Origin of the sequence: Pantoea sp. GbtcB22, assembly GCF_019091025.1 — a bacterium.
In the GTDB taxonomy this organism is placed as follows: Bacteria; Pseudomonadota; Gammaproteobacteria; order Enterobacterales; family Enterobacteriaceae; genus Pantoea; species Pantoea leporis.
In genome coordinates this window covers 1-17,300 of record NZ_JAGXKB010000005.1, presented here as the reverse complement: position 1 = coordinate 17,300, position 17,300 = coordinate 1, and the positions used below count along the sequence as shown (strand labels likewise).

At 46.9% G+C, this 17,300-nt stretch carries 20 protein-coding genes; 11 read left to right on the top strand and 9 right to left on the bottom strand.

Annotated elements, in window-relative coordinates; genetic code table 11:
• Positions 1–96: 96 nt before the first annotated feature.
• Complete coding sequence (locus KVT28_RS16460; RefSeq protein WP_101761856.1) at positions 97–312, bottom strand: YdgH/BhsA/McbA-like domain containing protein; 216 nt, start codon at positions 310–312, stop codon at positions 97–99.
• A gap of 203 nt (positions 313–515) precedes the next feature.
• Here KVT28_RS16460 and KVT28_RS16455 point away from each other — a divergent pair, with 203 nt between their 5' ends.
• On the top strand, positions 516–833 hold the full coding sequence (locus KVT28_RS16455; protein ID WP_101761855.1) for an ASCH domain-containing protein: 318 nt from the start codon (positions 516–518) through the stop codon (positions 831–833).
• A gap of 248 nt (positions 834–1,081) precedes the next feature.
• Entirely contained in the window at positions 1,082–1,777 is a 696-nt protein-coding gene (locus tag KVT28_RS16450; RefSeq protein WP_101761854.1) for a family 16 glycoside hydrolase, read from the top strand.
• A 45-nt stretch (positions 1,778–1,822) separates the two neighbouring features.
• Here KVT28_RS16450 and KVT28_RS16445 read toward each other — a convergent pair whose 3' ends face one another.
• Positions 1,823–3,382: a carboxylesterase/lipase family protein gene (locus KVT28_RS16445; RefSeq protein WP_101761853.1), complete on the bottom strand. Its 1,560-nt coding sequence runs from the start codon at positions 3,380–3,382 to the stop codon at positions 1,823–1,825.
• Between the two features lie 160 nt (positions 3,383–3,542).
• Here KVT28_RS16445 and KVT28_RS16440 point away from each other — a divergent pair, with 160 nt between their 5' ends.
• The 6 genes from KVT28_RS16440 (at position 3,543) to grxB (ending at position 7,510) form a co-directional block, all read left to right on the top strand.
• Positions 3,543–4,445, top strand: coding sequence for a LysR family transcriptional regulator (locus KVT28_RS16440; protein ID WP_101761852.1), 903 nt, complete (start codon positions 3,543–3,545; stop codon positions 4,443–4,445).
• A gap of 98 nt (positions 4,446–4,543) precedes the next feature.
• Entirely contained in the window at positions 4,544–4,951 is a 408-nt protein-coding gene (locus KVT28_RS16435) for a DoxX family protein (RefSeq protein ID WP_007886514.1), read from the top strand.
• A gap of 159 nt (positions 4,952–5,110) precedes the next feature.
• On the top strand, positions 5,111–6,031 hold the full coding sequence (locus KVT28_RS16430; RefSeq protein WP_101761851.1) for a LysR family transcriptional regulator: 921 nt from the start codon (positions 5,111–5,113) through the stop codon (positions 6,029–6,031).
• Between the two features lie 122 nt (positions 6,032–6,153).
• Positions 6,154–6,351: a 4-oxalocrotonate tautomerase family protein gene (locus KVT28_RS16425; RefSeq protein WP_101761850.1), complete on the top strand. Its 198-nt coding sequence runs from the start codon at positions 6,154–6,156 to the stop codon at positions 6,349–6,351.
• A 124-nt stretch (positions 6,352–6,475) separates the two neighbouring features.
• Positions 6,476–6,829, top strand: coding sequence for a putative quinol monooxygenase (locus KVT28_RS16420; RefSeq protein ID WP_101761849.1), 354 nt, complete (start codon positions 6,476–6,478; stop codon positions 6,827–6,829).
• Positions 6,830–6,862: 33 nt separating this feature from the next.
• A complete protein-coding gene (gene grxB / locus KVT28_RS16415) occupies positions 6,863–7,510 on the top strand; it encodes a glutaredoxin 2 (RefSeq protein ID WP_101761848.1) in 648 nt (215 codons plus the stop codon).
• Between the two features lie 25 nt (positions 7,511–7,535).
• Here the strand turns inward: grxB and KVT28_RS16410 are convergent, their stop codons facing one another.
• Positions 7,536–8,429, bottom strand: coding sequence for a LysR family transcriptional regulator (locus tag KVT28_RS16410; protein WP_101762020.1), 894 nt, complete (start codon positions 8,427–8,429; stop codon positions 7,536–7,538).
• A gap of 117 nt (positions 8,430–8,546) precedes the next feature.
• Between KVT28_RS16410 and KVT28_RS16405 the strand changes: the two genes are divergently transcribed.
• Positions 8,547–8,984: a hypothetical protein gene (locus KVT28_RS16405; protein WP_101761847.1), complete on the top strand. Its 438-nt coding sequence runs from the start codon at positions 8,547–8,549 to the stop codon at positions 8,982–8,984.
• Between the two features lie 109 nt (positions 8,985–9,093).
• Here KVT28_RS16405 and gfa read toward each other — a convergent pair whose 3' ends face one another.
• The 5 genes from gfa to KVT28_RS16380 form a co-directional block, all read right to left on the bottom strand.
• Positions 9,094–9,669, bottom strand: coding sequence for an S-(hydroxymethyl)glutathione synthase (gfa, locus tag KVT28_RS16400; RefSeq protein WP_101761846.1), 576 nt, complete (start codon positions 9,667–9,669; stop codon positions 9,094–9,096).
• Positions 9,670–9,727: 58 nt separating this feature from the next.
• Positions 9,728–10,837 carry an S-(hydroxymethyl)glutathione dehydrogenase/class III alcohol dehydrogenase gene (locus KVT28_RS16395; protein WP_217549350.1) on the bottom strand — a complete coding sequence of 370 codons (1,110 nt, stop codon included), beginning with the start codon at positions 10,835–10,837 and terminating at the stop codon, positions 9,728–9,730.
• A 308-nt stretch (positions 10,838–11,145) separates the two neighbouring features.
• Positions 11,146–11,634, bottom strand: coding sequence for a helix-turn-helix domain-containing protein (locus KVT28_RS16390; protein ID WP_101761844.1), 489 nt, complete (start codon positions 11,632–11,634; stop codon positions 11,146–11,148).
• A gap of 173 nt (positions 11,635–11,807) precedes the next feature.
• Positions 11,808–12,083 (bottom strand): metal/formaldehyde-sensitive transcriptional repressor, encoded by a 276-nt coding sequence (locus KVT28_RS16385; RefSeq protein ID WP_101761843.1) that lies wholly within the window; start codon positions 12,081–12,083, stop codon positions 11,808–11,810.
• Positions 12,084–12,373: 290 nt separating this feature from the next.
• Positions 12,374–13,744 carry an MFS transporter gene (locus KVT28_RS16380; RefSeq protein ID WP_101761842.1) on the bottom strand — a complete coding sequence of 457 codons (1,371 nt, stop codon included), beginning with the start codon at positions 13,742–13,744 and terminating at the stop codon, positions 12,374–12,376.
• A 105-nt stretch (positions 13,745–13,849) separates the two neighbouring features.
• Here KVT28_RS16380 and KVT28_RS16375 point away from each other — a divergent pair, with 105 nt between their 5' ends.
• A complete protein-coding gene (locus KVT28_RS16375) occupies positions 13,850–14,716 on the top strand; it encodes a LysR family transcriptional regulator (protein WP_217549348.1) in 867 nt (288 codons plus the stop codon).
• Between the two features lie 104 nt (positions 14,717–14,820).
• Here the strand turns inward: KVT28_RS16375 and KVT28_RS16370 are convergent, their stop codons facing one another.
• Positions 14,821–15,210: a cupin domain-containing protein gene (locus KVT28_RS16370; protein ID WP_101762019.1), complete on the bottom strand. Its 390-nt coding sequence runs from the start codon at positions 15,208–15,210 to the stop codon at positions 14,821–14,823.
• A gap of 996 nt (positions 15,211–16,206) precedes the next feature.
• Here KVT28_RS16370 and KVT28_RS16365 point away from each other — a divergent pair.
• Entirely contained in the window at positions 16,207–16,953 is a 747-nt protein-coding gene (locus tag KVT28_RS16365; protein WP_101761839.1) for an SDR family NAD(P)-dependent oxidoreductase, read from the top strand.
• Positions 16,954–17,300 lie beyond the last annotated feature (347 nt).

The following is a 17,300-nucleotide window of genomic DNA, read 5'->3' as shown; positions in this document are numbered from 1 at the left end:
GAACCGGGGACAAGGCAAAAACACCTTATAGATTCAAACGCAAAAAAGGCCGCCCATAGGGTGACCTCTTCTGGAACTTCCATTTGAGACCATCCGTTATTTGTACAGCTCAGCGGTCATGTGAACAACATTGCCATTGCTGGCTTCAAGAATTTTATACTGTTGGCCCTGCTGCTGTGCCTGTGCGGCGATTTTCGCTTCAGCACCATCCAGTGTCAGGGAAGTCGCAGTAACGCTCTGCGCGAAGCTTGCTGCTGACATCAGTGAAAGAGCGGCTACAGCGGCGATAGACATTGCTTTGATAGTTTTCATGGTCATATTCCTTAGTATGTATGGTTGAAAGCTTGTTTGCTTTCGATGGAATAATGATAACCATGGTTACCATTTCAATGTTAACAATAAATGCTGGTATTGTGATCGGGCTAACTATCGCGCTGATAGGCATATCTTATCAGCGCACCTCTGCGTCCTATTATGCTTAGCGATAACCCACTCTTAACCTTGAAGGAGTATTTGTGCAGAGCCTTAAAATCGTTTCACGCTTGCTACCTGAAGTTCGGTCAGGACTTAAAACGCATACCATACGCTGGCGGGAGAAGAAGATAGTCCCGGGCCCAATGTTGTACGTAAATGCTTCGGATGTTTCGGATAAGATCTTAGTGTTGGTGACTAAGGTCGAGAAGATGCCGTTATCTGCAGTTGCCTTTTATCTGGGTAGGCAGAACGAGTGGACAGATGATGGGTTACTTCTGGGCATGCGTGAACACTATCCTGAAATCGAATTGGATTCTGTTGTGGATATAATCCATCACATTACTTCAGGTTCTTCATGAAAGCTGGCCAAGGCATTCAAGTCGTTTTTACAGCATTAGGAGGCGTGTTAAAAATATACCTATCTGCGTGTGCCAACAGCAAAGACTTACATTCTCCATTACTTAATATTTTGACATGGATAGACCTGATTAAGGCTATTCCAAACAAAACATATATTCTGTCGATACCACGTTAATATTTATCCTTATCAGTAATGCGCCTATCGTAATCTGACGAAAACACGACTCAATTTTTAAGGCCGTCACTCATGATTAAAAAAAGTGGATTGTTAACGGTTGGCTGCATTCTTGCCTTCAGCTCAGATGCCAATACAGCGCTACTTAAGCCTGTTGAGGAATTTAACTTGATAGGTGTCACATTGGAGGACGATAATTTCAAAGGAAGTAAAGCATTGCGGATGTCTTTACCCTCCAATCACTGGCAAGATCCAAACAAAGAGACATTAACCGATCGTAACTTCATGGCATGGTTACCCGTCAGCTTTCATAACGGTATTATTGAAGTAGATCTTGCCAGTACGCTGGCGACAGGAGCGCCTGACTACGCGAGAGGTTTTGCGGGTGTGTCATTTCGCATTCAGCCAGATGGCAGTTTTGAAAACATTTACCTACGTCCAACCAATAGCCAGTCGCAGGATCAAGTTCGTCGTAATCACAGCGTTCAGTATTTTGCCTATCCAAACTTTCGTTTCGATAGGCTGCGTAAAGAAGCCCCGGAACGCTATGAAACCTACGCTGATATCGAACCTGACCAATGGATACATATGAAAATCGTGGTCACTGGTCAGCATGCCACACTGTATTTGAATAACAATCCCACACCTGCCTTCATGGTCAATGACCTCAAGTTGGGTAGTTCAGCACAGGGTGGTGTTGGCATCTGGATTGAGTCAGGCACGGTTGCATGGTTCAAAGATTTAAAAGTCACACCTGTAAGCGAGTGATTTAATAGCGGCTAATTATATGCCGCTATTAATGATAACACTGATTTAGCGCTGACGTTGTAATCGTTGATTAATGAACACCACATCATCCCGGTCTAAAACCGGCTGCATAGTTCTTTCTTCAGCAATATGCATCTCTTGCGGCGACGCGGAATCATATTTTTGCCATAGCTGGTTTTCAGACGGCGCATTGGGATTGCCAAACTTAATAAAATTAATCCACGCCGATTGCACTTCGCGCGCAACCTGAATCGAATCATCATTCCAGTTATCATGATCGATAAGATTATTGAAAATAAACTTTAACTCAGAGCCATGAATAACGCCCAATCCTGTCGCAGCGATATCCGGATCGACATAATCGAAATGATAGATATAGACTTCGCGGTGACGTGCCAGCGTATCCGCATACAGATATAGACCGCTGCGCAGTAATCCCAGCGTAATGAGTTGGTTCATGCGTGCAGCAGCGCTGTGTTCCATATTGACCGGAAAACGTTGCAAAACCTCAGCGGCACTGTCACCAAAGGCACTATTAATTAATGAGACATATTGCTGTTCAGTCGCATCTGGCGGTACGAAAAGGCTGCCTTCATCGGTATTAAACCCTGCAAGCAACCTGACCGGGTTTATCTCACCTTTCGCGACAGTTTCAATGGGGTCAGCATGATAAACATGCCCGTCAGGCACGGGCCAGAAACCGGCGACTTGCGGCGGCTGCAGTGTTGACTGTGCAGATACGGCCAGCAATTTATAGGCAGGCTCTTCCCTTAAAGCGGCCAGACCTTTTGCATCATCCTTCAATCCCAACTTATCAAAAAAACGTGATGCCTTACCGTGGGCCTGTTCAAGAGAGAGAACATTTTCTGGCGCAACCGCCGTGGCGTTGGGCAGACTTCCGCTTTGCATAATCGCCTGGTCAAATAAGCCTTTCGCAAGCGGAGAAACAATCAGCGTACTGACCGCGTAAGAGCCAGCTGATTCTCCCCCAACCGTGACGCGCGAAGGATCGCCACCAAATGCACGGATATTTTCCTTTACCCATTCGAGAGCAGAAACAATATCGAGGAGCCCCCAGTTTCCCGTAGTGCCATGTTCTTCATACGCCGCAGCAGAGGGCAGAAAGCCCAAAGTGCCCAGACGATAGTTCAGAGTGACAACCACGATACCTTGCTGAGCCAGGTGTTTTCCTTCGTAAAGTGGTTGGGAGCCACTTCCTAAAACGTAGCCGCCACCATGAATAAAAACGTAAACCGGAAGTGCCGCTGTATTACTGACCTCCGGGCTCCAGATATTCAGATACAGGCAGTCTTCGGAGAAATTACCCTCGCCATCTTGATAGCTCATCGGTCCAAACTGAGTCGCATCTTTGATGCCTTCCCATGGATGAACTGGAACAGGAGGCGCAAAACGACGCGTTCCCACCGGTGGCTGCGCGTAGGGAATGCCACGATAAATATAGACGCCGTCGGACCGGCTACCGCGCAACTTGCCAATTGGTGGGTCAACCTCGTGTGGAATTTCTCCTGGCCATTGAGGGGCACTGACTGGCGTCAGAAAATCCGACAGCCAGCGGTTCAGGCCCGTTAGCTTATTATCTTCCATAGTATTAACCTCGGTATTCAAGAATTGAGCTCAACCCCCTGGATTTGAGCATTAATGCTTCACACCTTAGATTCGGAACAAAATGAAATAAATGTCCATTTCATAGATGCTTTGTATATGATTTGTTTTTAATGAAGGGTGACGATCAACCCGAGGGATTATGGAAAGAATTGAGTGTGACCGCATGTTCATAGCGGTAATGGAAACCGGTAGTTTTACGGCGGCAGCGCAGCGCCTGGGTGCCAGCCATGGACAGGCATCAAAGCTGATCTCACGCCTTGAGCGTGATCTGGGAGTAACCTTGCTTCGACGAAGCACCCGCTCGTTGACCCCGACTGAAGTGGGCCGTGCTTATTACGAGCAGATTCGTCAACTCATCGCCAACTATGATGCCCTCAATGACTCGGTCCGAAATTCCTCGAATACACCTTCAGGTATATTACGAATTTCAGCGCCGGTTACCTTCGGCACACTACAAATGCCAGATTTATTAATTGAGTTCGCACATCGATATCCTGATATTGAACTCGACGTGCGTTTTGCTGACCGCCTGGTAAACGTTATCGATGAAGGTTTTGATCTGGCCTTACGTATTGGAAAGTTAGAGGACAGCAGCTTAATTGCCAGAAAACTCTGTGATATCAGGATTGTTCTTGTCGCCTCTCCTGACTACCTCTCCGCGCGGGGAACACCCAGCCATTGGGAGCAACTCACTGAGCATGACTGCGTGGTGGACACAAACTTTCGTGAGCCTTACTTGTGGCCATTTCTGAATGAGAACAAGCAACTCATCACTCAGCCTGTTAAAGGAAGGATGAAATTCTCCAATGCCGAAGTTTGTTTAAATGCAGCCACTGCAGGGTTAGGCATATCCCGCCTGCCATCGTTTGTGGTCAGCAAGGCGCTTAAAGCGGGTAAACTGCAGACCGTTCTTCCATCCTTCGAAGCACCGCCAATGGGGCTTTATGCCGTTTATCCACCGGCTAAATATATTGCCCATAAATCCCGGGCACTTATCGATTTTTTGGTTGAAGCCTTTGATGGAGCACCTCGCTGGGATTAATTTCCAATTTGGAAACAAAGTCACCTTTTTTAATCGGATAATATCCTCAAAGGAATAAGTGTAGAGTTCTCTCATCAACTTAATGAGAGGAACACACCATGTTTGATACCCGTACAACACCTTATGCAGCTCTGGTTATGCGCCTGTCTTTAGGCATCCTTTTTCTCGCGCACTTTGGGCTGAAGTTTTTTGTCTTCACACCGGCAGGTACCGCTAAATTTTTTGCATCGCTAGGATTGCCGGGTGGTCTGGCTTACCTGACCATGGCAGTCGAGTTAATTGGCGCGATTGCATTGATTCTGGGTATTTACACTCGAATTGTTGCTGTGGTTTTGATTCCGGTGTTACTGGGCGCGATTGTCACAGTCCACGGACCTGCAGGCTTCTTCTTTACTAATCCTAACGGTGGCTGGGAATTCCCTGCATTCTGGATTGTTGGTCTGATTGTTCTGGCACTGACCGGCGACGGCAAATTTGCCCTTAAACCTACGACAGTAAAAAAATAAGATTTCTGAAGATGGCGAACAGATTGTTCGCCATTCAACCATTCCTTGCCCCCCACGTTTTGGCCGAGTGCCTTTCGACAAGATGATCCTTCCAGTTCGCTGTTTTGCATTTCGAGTTTACGCTAAAGTAACCCTCTGATTTTCATCCAGGCGCTCACGATGCCAACAGTGATTTCTACCGAATCTTTCAGCAGCATCGTCCACTTTGTGACGGCGGCTAACGCAAGTAGCTTTACCGAAGCTGCTGAACAGTTGGGCGTGTCGAAATCAGCCATTGGCAAAAGTATTCAGCGACTTGAGCATAATCTCGGCATTCCACTCTTTCATCGCACCACGCGTAAAATCAGCCTGACCACGGAAGGCGAAGCGTATCTGGCAAGCTGCCAGAGTGCGCTGGAAACCCTGCAAATGGCCGAGATGGCGCTGCGTTCAAAGCTAACGGAACCCACGGGAACAGTGAGGATCGATCTGCCTGCTGCCTTTGGCCGATCGGTGATGATGCCGGTATTGATGGACATGACTAAGCGCTATCCACATCTGAAGCTAACCATCACGTTTAACGATCGCATCATTGACCCACTGGATATTGGTTTTGATCTTGCCATCCGGTTTGGTCCAGTTAAAGACACCACCGATCTTATCGCGCGTAAGCTGAACGACCAGCATCTGATTATCTGCGCATCACCCGCCTATATTTCGACGTACGGTAAGCCTGAGACGCTGACCGAACTGGCCGGGCACCGCTGTATTCTTGCCTGGCGCGGCGGCGCACCGCTTAGCTGGTTAATTCGTGACGAGAGCGGCAAGGACATTAGACTTAAACCCACACCTTTTCATCAAATCAGTGATGGCGATGCCATGATCGATGCCTGCATTGCCGGTGCCGGTTTAATTCAGTTTCCTGAAGCGCTTTTACGACCACATATACAAACAGGAAAACTGGTTCCCCTGCTTGCCGCCTGCAATCCAGCGCCCACCGAGCTAAATGTCATATGGCCCCGCGCCCGACACTTGCTACCCGGCGTACGTTTTATCATTGATGAGTTGATTGAATTAGCGGCACAAAAAGCATTCGAATGATTGTAGACATCAGTTCTACACTCTGTCCCCTTTGAGCCTGTTTATCCACCTCAGCTATCAGCGTAGGATTTCTTCAACGTCAGGTTGTCTGACAATTCATCCACTCATGAAGGGGTTCTACCATGCCAGTAGTTAATATCCAGATGTTCGATGGTCGTGATGATGCTAAACCTGCTATCGCTAAAGCAGTGACTGAAGCTATCGCAACCCACGCTAAAGTTGACCCACAGTATGTCTATGTCATTTTCAACGACGTAACCACCGACAACTGGGCAATCTCAGGTGAAATTTTTGCCGAGACGCTGAAAAAGTCGAGCTGACCAGCAGCGCACCTTAGTCAAATTCGCCGTTATGCCCCAGCGCATAACGGCATATTCCTCTTGCGGGGAATGCCTGCCTCTCTTCTTTGCACATTCGCCTGCTCCCATAGTTCTGGAGATTACGATGAAAAATGAAATTACCTGCGTGTTTAATCTGGCCGTTAATGACGGACAATTTCCGGCGTTTAAAGAATTGGTTTCACGCGTTGTAGAAGCCACCAGTAAAGAACCCGGCACGCTGAGTTATGTCTACAGCGTCAGCGACGATCAGAAAACAGCGCACATCGTTGAGCGTTATCGTCAGCAAGACCTGGTGAGCCATGTTGATCACACGTTCGCACCTTTCGCTGAAACCTTCCTCTCTTTAGTCACCATCACCGGCCTGACGGTTTACGGCGAACCCGATGATGAAATCCGTAAACGTTTAGATCCGTTTGGTGCCGTGTATATGACGCCTTTTGATGGATTTACCCGTTAATTTTGTAGATTAAAAACGATGAAAGGCTCCGCTATGAAACTTTATGTGTACGATCACTGCCCGTTCTGTGTGCGCTCACGCATGATTTTTGGCTTAAAAGATGTTGAGTGCGAAATCATTGTCCTGCCAAATGATGACGAAGAAACACCAACTCGCCTCATCGGTAAAAAAATGCTCCCGGTACTGGTTACAGAGAGCAATGAAGCGATTGGCGAAAGCCTGGACATCGTTAAGTATATTGATGAGAACTATGGAGCTTCTGTCCTAACCGTGGCTGACGATCCAGCCATCGAAGCCTGGATGGAAGAGGCGACAAAAGTGATTTATCCGCTGGCGATCCCGCGCTGGGCAAGCGCTGATTTTGAAGAGTTTCGTCAGGATGCGGCGAGAAAATATTTCGTCAGTAAAAAAGAAGCAGTCTTCGGTCCCTTCCCACGTTTGCTGGAACAAACCGAAACCATGGTGACTGAGATAAACGCAAAACTCGAGATTCTTGAGGTGTTGTTCTCGCAGCAAGAGAAAGAGACCGGGCATTTCTCGCTCACGGATATTCGTCTCTTCCCACTACTGCGCTCATTATCCATCGTTAAAGGGATTAAATGGCCGCAAAAAATTGATGCATGGCGCAGAGAGATGGCATTGAGATCACAGGTTAATCTCAATGACGACATCGCTATTTGACTCAATGTTTATGGGCGGCAGATACTCAAAGCCGTCCGGAACCAAAGTGGTCTGAAGCAAAATCAAGGAAGCTGCGTACCTTAGGCGTCAGGCGACGATCGGGTGCGTGAAGAATATGCAAAGGACGCGTGGGAATTTTAAACTCGCTCAATACCTGTATCAGGTAGCCTTCATCAATCAGTGGCTTAACCAGCTCTGCAGGTTGTAGCGCCACGCCCTGTCCGGCGCGAGCAGCATTGATGAGCGCCTCTCCACTGTCCAGCATCAACCTTCCGTCGATGGCAACACGTAGCATCCCTTCAGCGCTTTCAAACTCCCAATGTGTTCTCAACGAGGTATGACTGAAAATCAGGCACTCATGTTGGCTGAGATCGCTGGGATGAACCAAAGGCGGCGCATCATCCAGGTAAGCTTGTGAAGCACAGGCAATCAGCTGGTATGGATGTAGCGCGCGCGCAACCAAACCACTGTCCGGGAGATGTCCAACCCGAAAAACGATGTCAAAACCTTCATCAATCAGGTCTACCATTCTGTTCGCCAGCATCAGTTCAACAGTAACGTCTGGGTTTTGCTTAAGGTAAACCGGCAGTAATGGTGCAAGCGCATGAACGCCAAAGGTGACAGGAGCATTAATACGGATGCGGCCTCGCGGTGTCGCCCGTGTCTCGGCTGCAAAGGATTCTGCTGCCTCGAGCTCAGCAAGAATAATCTTTGCCCGCTCATAGAAGTCGCGACCAGCTTCAGTCACGCTGTGCTGTCGTGTAGTGCGGTTTATCAGGCGAACACCCAGATGTTGTTCAAGGAAGGAAACGTTTTTTCCAACCAGCTGAGGTGACATATCCAGCGCTTCAGCAGCGGCGGTAAATGAGCCCAATTCTACGGAACGCGTAAAAACCGTCATACTGGTAAGACGATCCATTAGAAACACCTTGTTGTAGATGAGCCCGTTAGTGGTATTTATGATGTCATCTATTTTTAACGCGTTCAACGTCAGACGGACGCTTAACGACCTCCTTTAACAGCTTGAGGGTGTGAAATGATTAACGCTGAATTTTCCCTATTACGTGAAAGCACACATTTTTATTGGCCCGAATCAGGCAAAAGAATTGATATAGCGAGAGGCCTGGATTACATCCTATCCGGAATAACGGCGCAGACATCGCTTACCGCCTGGCACCTTGAAATGATGATTTACCGCACTGAGGAGATTATTGAATCCGATTCGACAATCACCCCGATCCATGGTGAGGCAAGCAGCCGAGATCCTTTGTTAAAGGCCGTGTGTACTGGCTATTTAGAAGATGCATCTTTAGCCACACCCGAGCACATTGAGGAAGCCTTCAATAAACTGGCGGATGATATTTCCTACCATCCACTCTCTTTATCGGAAGAGGCGTTGCAGGTGCTCGCAGGATTTGTTTTTGTCCGTGAGATAACCCACCACCTCGGAATTACAGCGATTCATTCCACATGATTCAGGTACAAAAAAAGCCGGTTACTGCGAGGTGAGTAACCGGCTAAGCATCATTGCATATCGTTTTTATAGTAGAAAATATTAACGCCCGACACTCACCGTGAGACGTTTATTCCTGCCAGGTTCCAGCCTGTTTGGCGCTGTGAGCTGCCAGCATGTCCATCAGTTCTGGTGACAGACAATCGTATGGCGTCAACGCCAGCTCAGACAAGCGCTCACGGACGTCGGCCATTTTAGAAACAGGCGCACCGCTTTCAATAATGGACGAAACGAAAGCTGCAAATCCTGGCGCAGACCAGCCTTCGGCATCAGACAGTTCAGTATGAACAAAATCCAGACCGTAAAATGCATGTTGCTCGTTCTCAATGCGGCCATACATATGAACGCCACATTGGGTACAGGCATGACGTCTAATCAGGGCATTTTCATCAACGACTTTCAATTTCTCTGCGTTTGCGATTACAGAGACTTTACCTTTGGGAACAACTGCAACCAGTGAGAATAAAGCACCTGAAGGTTTCCAGCATTTCGTGCAACCACAGGCGTGATTAAACATGGTCTGGCTATCGAGCTTTACTTCAACCTGATTTTCCGTGCAGTGGCAATGCAGCACGCCACCAGAAAAATGCTCATTTGCAGCTTTAATGTCGGCGTCTACCGCTGGATGGATTTTCTGAACGTTCATGAATTAATCCTTGATTAAACAGGTGCGACAAGCGCGCCACACCTGATGCGTTGAGAGATCAGTAGTGAATAACGGTGCGGATAGATTTGCCTTCATGCATCAGGTCAAATGCATCATTAATGTCATCAAGTGACATTGTGTGAGTAACAAATGGCTTCAGCTCAATTTCACCCTTCATGGCATCTTCAACCATTCCTGGCAGCTGACTGCGGCCTTTAACGCCACCAAATGCAGAGCCTTTCCATTGACGGCCCGTAACCAGCTGGAACGGACGTGTGGGAATCTCTTTGCCCGCACCGGCTACGCCAATAATGACCGACTGCCCCCAGCCACGGTGTGAAGACTCAAGCGCTGCACGCATCACGTTCACATTGCCGATACATTCGAAAGAGTGATCGACACCCCAGCCAGTCATTTCAATAATGACTTCCTGAATAGGTTTGTCGAAATCGTTTGGATTGATGCAGTCTGTTGCGCCGAACTGCTTAGCCAGCTCAAACTTGGATGGGTTGGTATCAATAGCAATGATGCGGCCCGCTTTCGCCTGACGCGCACCCTGAATGGCTGAAAGACCGATGCCACCCAATCCGAAGATGGCCACTGAATCACCAGGCTGCACTTTTGCCGTATTGTGAACAGCGCCGATACCGGTGGTTACACCGCAGCCGAGCTGGCAAACATGCTCGTGGTTGGCTTCTGGATTTATTTTCGCCAGAGAGACTTCAGCCACCACAGTGTACTCACTGAAAGTTGAGCAACCCATGTAGTGGTAGATCGGCTGACCGTTGTATGAGAAGCGCGTTGTGCCGTCTGGCATCAGGCCTTTACCCTGAGTGGCACGCACTGCGGTGCACAGGTTGGTCTTGCCGGATTTGCAGAACAGGCATTCGCCACATTCAGCGGTGTAAAGAGGAATGACGTGATCGCCAGGTTTTACGCTGGTAACACCTTCGCCAACCTCAACGACTACGCCAGCACCTTCATGTCCAAGTACTGCAGGGAAAACGCCTTCAGGATCATCACCTGATAAGGTAAAGGCGTCAGTGTGGCAGACGCCGGTGTGACTGATTTTTACTAACACTTCGCCAGCGCGTGGTGGCTCGACGTCAATTTCAACAATTTTTAAAGGCTGGCCTGGGCCAAATGCAACAGCAGCGCGTGATTTCATAACTGCACTCCACTTAATTGAGGGTTCGGATTGAGCGGAGTGGTTATTCGCAAAATGCTAATCACGCCGCTCTAAAGAGGTGGTAAATGTTTATTGAGTAGGGGGAGTATAGATCGCATACCCCTATGGGGTATATATAATTTTTGAATCTTACATGAAAATCAATATATATAATTGTTTTTTAATGACATTAAACAACAACGAAATTGTTTGTAGTTCCCATAACCTCTGCAAACGCCCGCTTTATGATGATGCAATGAGAGCGGCGACCGCTGTTAGCTATCGCCACAAAAGAAGGTGAGAAAAGGTTAATGAGTCGTTTCTCTACTCTGGAAGAAAGGATAGCTCTGAAACATTTCTGACCTCATATTTTCAACATATGCAGGTTCGCCACAATAGGCCTTGCGGATGCTTCCTGGTGGTTCGTTAACGTAGTGACGATAGACGCGCGTGAAGGTTTGCTGACTACTAAAACCATTATCCATTGCGATCGACATAATGTTTTTGTCGGTAGTGATTAGCGCACTGGTAGCATTTATAACACGACAAATCCGGATGTAATCCGCTATGGATATTCCGGTTATTTCTTTGAATCTTCGTTGAAAATACCAGTGGGTATATCCACTCTTTCTGGTAATAACATCAACTCTAAGATTTACATCAAGGTTGCCATCAATCCACTTTATAATGTCTCTGACAACTGCGTGCAAAACAAGATCCCTACTATTGCAGTCATCTGATTTAATTGAATAATTTATCGCTCTGGGGCCGGTTTTCTGATTGCTTGAAATAGTCATATTGATCGTCCGTAAAATACTGAACAAACTTTAGCACATAGATTAATGGCGGCTCGTTCAAATAATTTAACGATGATAATTTAATAGACTGAGCTTCTTAACTGTAGACATAAAAAAGCAGCGCCAAAAAACGCTGCTTCACCAAGGCCCTAAATGAGCCACCGTCAAACTGATTACTTAAAATAAGAGCGAACTAATTTAACCAGTTCACCGATCTCCTGATCGCTACCGCTTTCGGATGTTAACTTCCCTGCGAACTCTTCTTTTATGTAGCTTTCCAGGATCTCGGTCATCAGACCATTAATTGCGCCTCTGACAGCAGCCATTTGCATCAATACAGGAGCACAATCCACCCCAGCTTCCAGCGATCGCTGAATGCCTTCGCATTGACCCTGTATCCTTTTAATTCTGTTAAGCGCTCGCTTTTTATCTTCAGGAGAGTGTGGCATACATCCTCACATACTGTACCGGGGTATATCATAACATGAAGGCGCTATCTTCATTAGCGATTACTGCCATAACAGTTGATCACCTGAAAATAGACTTATTTGCCTGCAGCTATGAGCGTTGCCGGACAGTTTGCCAGATGGGAACTATGACTCCAATACCCCCTGATAACTCTAATTTACAGTGTAAATTTGGTCATGCATCATGATAAAGGGGCAGTTCATTTCGAGTTAACAAACAGGGCGTTTGCAATGGTTGTGTTCAATGTCGGCATCCATCTTGACAGTGAGAACTAAATCTCGACTGCTTCGCGTGCGCGTCTCGTCATAATGAGATTTATCACTATGCAGAACAACAAAACCAAGGCAGAGAGCAGCATCGCTTTAGCCATACCGCGCGAAAATGTTGCAGTATCGGTATGTGTTATTAGCGCCCCAAAGATGGCGACGCCAACGACCCCACCTAACTGTCTTGCTGACGCCATCAAACCCGAGGATATACCGGCATCGTGCTGTGAAACTGAAGCGAGCATCGTATTTGTAACTGAGGGTACTGACATCGCGCTACCCATACCGACCAGCATTAGTGCGCCATTCAGTAGCCATAAAGATGAGTTAACCGATAATTGGGATAACAATAAAAACCCGATAATTTGCACGCTAAATCCGGTGGTGATGATACGTATCGCACTTACCCGACGTGCAACTCGTGAAGATATCATCGTTGATACGGTCAGCACGGCAGTCAAAGGAATGAAAGCGATGCCAGTCTGGAATGCACCGTAGCCTTTAACGGTCTGGAAAAAGAGGCTTAGAACAAAAACGGTGCCGTAAAAAACCAGGTTGATGACGGCGCCACTAAGGCACATTGCAATCAGCATCTTATTTTTGACTAAACGAGGAGGCAGCATAGGATCCGCCACATGCCTTTCCGTGACTGTAAATATTAAGGTTGAGAGGATTGCCAGACATAACGCTACAAGAGGCAACATTGTCCAGCCCCGATCGCTCGATTCTGTCAGGGCATATGTCAGGGAAGCGATGGCAATAGCGCTTGCTATCTGACCCGGCACATCGACTTTCTTATCAACACGTGGAGAAGCTGGAGCAAAACGCAGGATGAGGATAATTGCGATAAGGCCAATGGGAACATTGATTAAAAACACGCTTCGCCAGCCCAAATACTGGATGAGGATGCCGCCCAGCACCGGTCCTGCAGCAAGAGCGATACCTCCACAGGCACCCCACATAGCAACGGCCGTACGACGGGTATTTGTATCCTGGAAAGTCAGCCTGATTAACGTTAAGGAGGTGGGTACCAACAGGGCAGCGCCAATTCCCTGAATACCACGCAGCGTAATCAACATTGCCATGCCGTCAGCTAACCCACAGCCGATCGATCCGAACGTAAAGATGCCAAATCCCCAGGCAAAGACAGTCTTTGCACCGTACTTATCCCCTAATGCGCCTCCAAGAATTAGCAGTGCTGAAAACACTAAAGCATAACTATTGATGACCCATTGAAGGCCAGTAAGGTCGGTTTTAAACGCCTCTCTCAATGCGCTCAATCCAACATTAACCACGCTGACATCGAGTTGAACGACCAAAAAGCCCATGCAGGATGAGATGAGTGTTGCCGCTAAAGTGGGCGTTATTTTCGACATTACAAACTAAGCCAAAATGAGTGAATCATGACTAAAGGATAAGAATTGACACGACATGCGTAAATACTAAAATTTGCACACCATCCATGCAAAAACGCATACATCATGAATTGGGAAGATCTCCGTTTTTTTCTGGCCATTGCTAAAGCCGGTACGATTTCAGGTGCTGCAAAAGATTTGAAAGTTGATCAAGCCACAGTGAGTCGCAGGCTTGCATCGCTTGAAGCAGTATTGGGCATTCAACTTGTCATCCGACGACCTCGTGAAGCACGCCTGACACCGATTGGTGAAAAAATTTTAAAAGAGGCAAAGGATATTGAGGCGAAAGTTTATTCCGTTGCGCGACTTTCCTCCTCCGGTAAAACATCTACCCGTTCAAGGGTAGCGATCTCGGCTCCACCAATACTCGCCCGACATTTTTTTGCTCCCGCTCTTTTTGAGATGACGCAGCAAAATCCTGACATACAGCTTTCTATTCAGAGTGAACCACAATTTGTGTCTCTTTCAAAAATGGAAGCTGATTTATCGCTGCGCCTCTCTCCGCCAATAGAAGAGACCGATATTATAAAAAAAGCAGGTCTGATGAAGTTTGGTTTATATACCACGCCTGATTACAGGAATATTAAAAATCCTTCAAGCTGGGATTTTATTGCTTATTCCCACAAGGAACCCAGTTTCGCGCATAAAAGATGGCTGTATGAGGTTATAGGAAACAGGCGGGTTAGTTGTGAAGTCAGCGATTTGAGCAATCAATATGAGGCAGCTTGTTCAGGAATTGGTGTAGCGGGTTTACCCTGTTTTTTAGCGGATAAAGAACCACGGCTGATTAAATTGCCCACTGAACAACCAATGCTAACGCTGGATATCTGGTTAGCGAAACATCCAGACCTGCGTGACGATTCCCAGATACGAAAACTCGCGCAAACAATTACTGAGTTTTTAGATAAAAAAGGATTAGGGTTGAACCAGTAAGGAGTCAAACGTGTCGGCCTCATACAGGTAATGCAGATGAATGGAGGTAGCTTTCACCACCGCCATTCATTTTAAAAATCAATTAGTAGTAAGCACTGGATGCCTTAATACTCAGATTCTTCTCCAGGTAAAGGGACGGAGAGCTCCTCACCCTTTGCGCCTGCGTAGAAGATGATGACGTCAACGCTTTCATCCGTGGTGAATCCTCGGTGTGCTATATCGATGGACTCATTGAAAGCCTCGCCAGCATGAAAGGTTTTGGTTTCTCCGCTGTCTTTGTCTTCAATGGTCAGAGAGCCGGACAGAATGTAGGCAGTATTAGGAATGGGATGAGTATGCCATGGTAACTCTGAATGAGCGGGGATGGTCATTTTCATAACAGTAATTTCAAGTTCGCCAGAGGGATAGCTCTCTAAACGTTGGCCATTCCAGGCAAGTCCGCTCTTAAGCAAGGTCTCTGATTCATTTGTATGTTCATTAGTGTTCTTTTTCATCATTTCCCCTGTGGTTATTAAATTTAACATATTGATAAATAAGCAGTTTGGTCCTTATGAATTTCCAACCTCAACATTACCAAGCCATTAAATATGTCCCTATTAATTAATCGTACCTATAGAGAAATCCGTCAAGAAACGAAGCCAATTAAAAGCATATATTGATAAAACAATCACCTAACCGATGGATAAATAAACCACCAAATTTCTTTAAAGCATAGAATAATAAAAGGCTGAAGCTAATCACGATTACAATTCACTCAACCCTACCGCAAAAGGGAAGAATGAAAATATTTACTCCACAATTTCGAGCCCAAATGATTTGGGCTTTTTTTCATAAAAATTGAACGGCGACGTCCGCTATTGGCACACAGCGGACTATCAAATAAACTTTTGCGCTGTTCAACAAACACATCACATCAACCATGAGCTAATACAACCTACTTCTAAATTCAACCCCCATTGCTCCAACCCCCTCCGTCCAGGCATTTTCAACCAGTTCCCAAGCCCCATCCACGCCTCTGTCGCTGCAACTTTGAACTGCGCTTTTAGCTCAAGTGCGATCCGGATCTGAAATGTCGGAAATTTACCGGATTTGGAATGTTTTACGTCACGTTTGACCGTTGTCCTGTATGGACCCTCATGATTATCGATGAACAGTCAGGTATGTGCCTTGATATCCGGCTTGGTGTTCAGCCCCCGCTTCAGGTCAGCAATCCTGACAGCGTCATAGCCATGCTCATGAAAGAGTGCCTGTGCAATTGCGACTAATGCTTCGCGTTAAAATGCAGATCGTCGCAACCTGCTCTCTTGTTTTAACTTCATTGCTGAAAAAGTTAATGTAGTAACCACTAAAACAATCTACATACACCAACTTAATCATATTGTTGATATAAATCATCTTTTAAATTTAATTTGAATTTTAACTTGTGAGGATTTAATTTTTAATGTAGTGATCACTATAAATCCAGCTCACGATAATCAGGAGAATACATAGTGACTCACTCTTTTCAGAACAAAATCGCGGTTGTGACCGGCGCATCATCTGGCATTGGTCTTGGGATCGCACAGGAATTAGCAGCACTCGGTGCAACTGTGATCATTACCGGCCGGGACAAAAATAAACTTAAATCCGCACTTAGTACTCTTGGGCCGGATGCGAGTCAGTTTCAGGTGGATGTATCCAGCCTCTCCGAACTGGATAGTTTTTATAAGCAAATATTGTCCCGGTTTGGTCGTATTGACATTCTGATAGCAAATGCCGGCATGGGCGAATTTGAACCCCTCGGGCAGATTACCCCGGAGAAGTTCGATCGTCAGTTCACAACGAACGTAAGGGGTATCACGTTTACCGTTCAGAAAGCATTACCACTTATGAAACCAGGCAGCAGCATTATTATCACAGGCTCAACGGCCTCCATTAATCCTGGTCAGGGCCTCAGTGTTTATGGAGGCACCAAGGCTGCTTTACGTGCAATGGTACGCAGCTGGATTTTGGACATAAAAGGTGCTGGCGTTCGCATTAATATCCTCAGCCCCGGACCGGTGGATACTCAATCCTTACACGATTTCCTTCCCGAGCCCGTTGACGCCATTCTGCAATCTTTGCGTGACCGCAGTCCGATTGGCCGTATCGGCCAGACTGAAGAAATAGCAAAAGCTGTAGTCTTCCTCGCCAGTGAAGATGCCAGTTATATTAACGGCGCGGAAATTTTTGCCGATGGCGGTGCATCTCAGATCTGACTAAGGAATATTTTTGGGCAACATCAGTAAAACAACTGTCGGTACCACGAAAAATGAATTCTCTGCTATCACGCTGAAAAAAGCGTCGCTTTTACCCTGACGTTTAATTGCGGGGCACCGGCCAGCTCATTGCTGACCGGTGCAGCTTATTAACAGAGTCAGGAGAGCTGGAGCCACGTACCCGCAATACTCAGCGCAAACTCACTACCAAAAACGATCGCCGGCGTCTGAAAACCGGGAAAACAGTCACCGTTCAGAACACGCCTCGCAGCCTCTGTGGCCGCAAGCGGCGTTTAGGAGTATCCGTTAACCGTCCCTGTCACAGCCCGGTGGACCCTTCCGTCAGC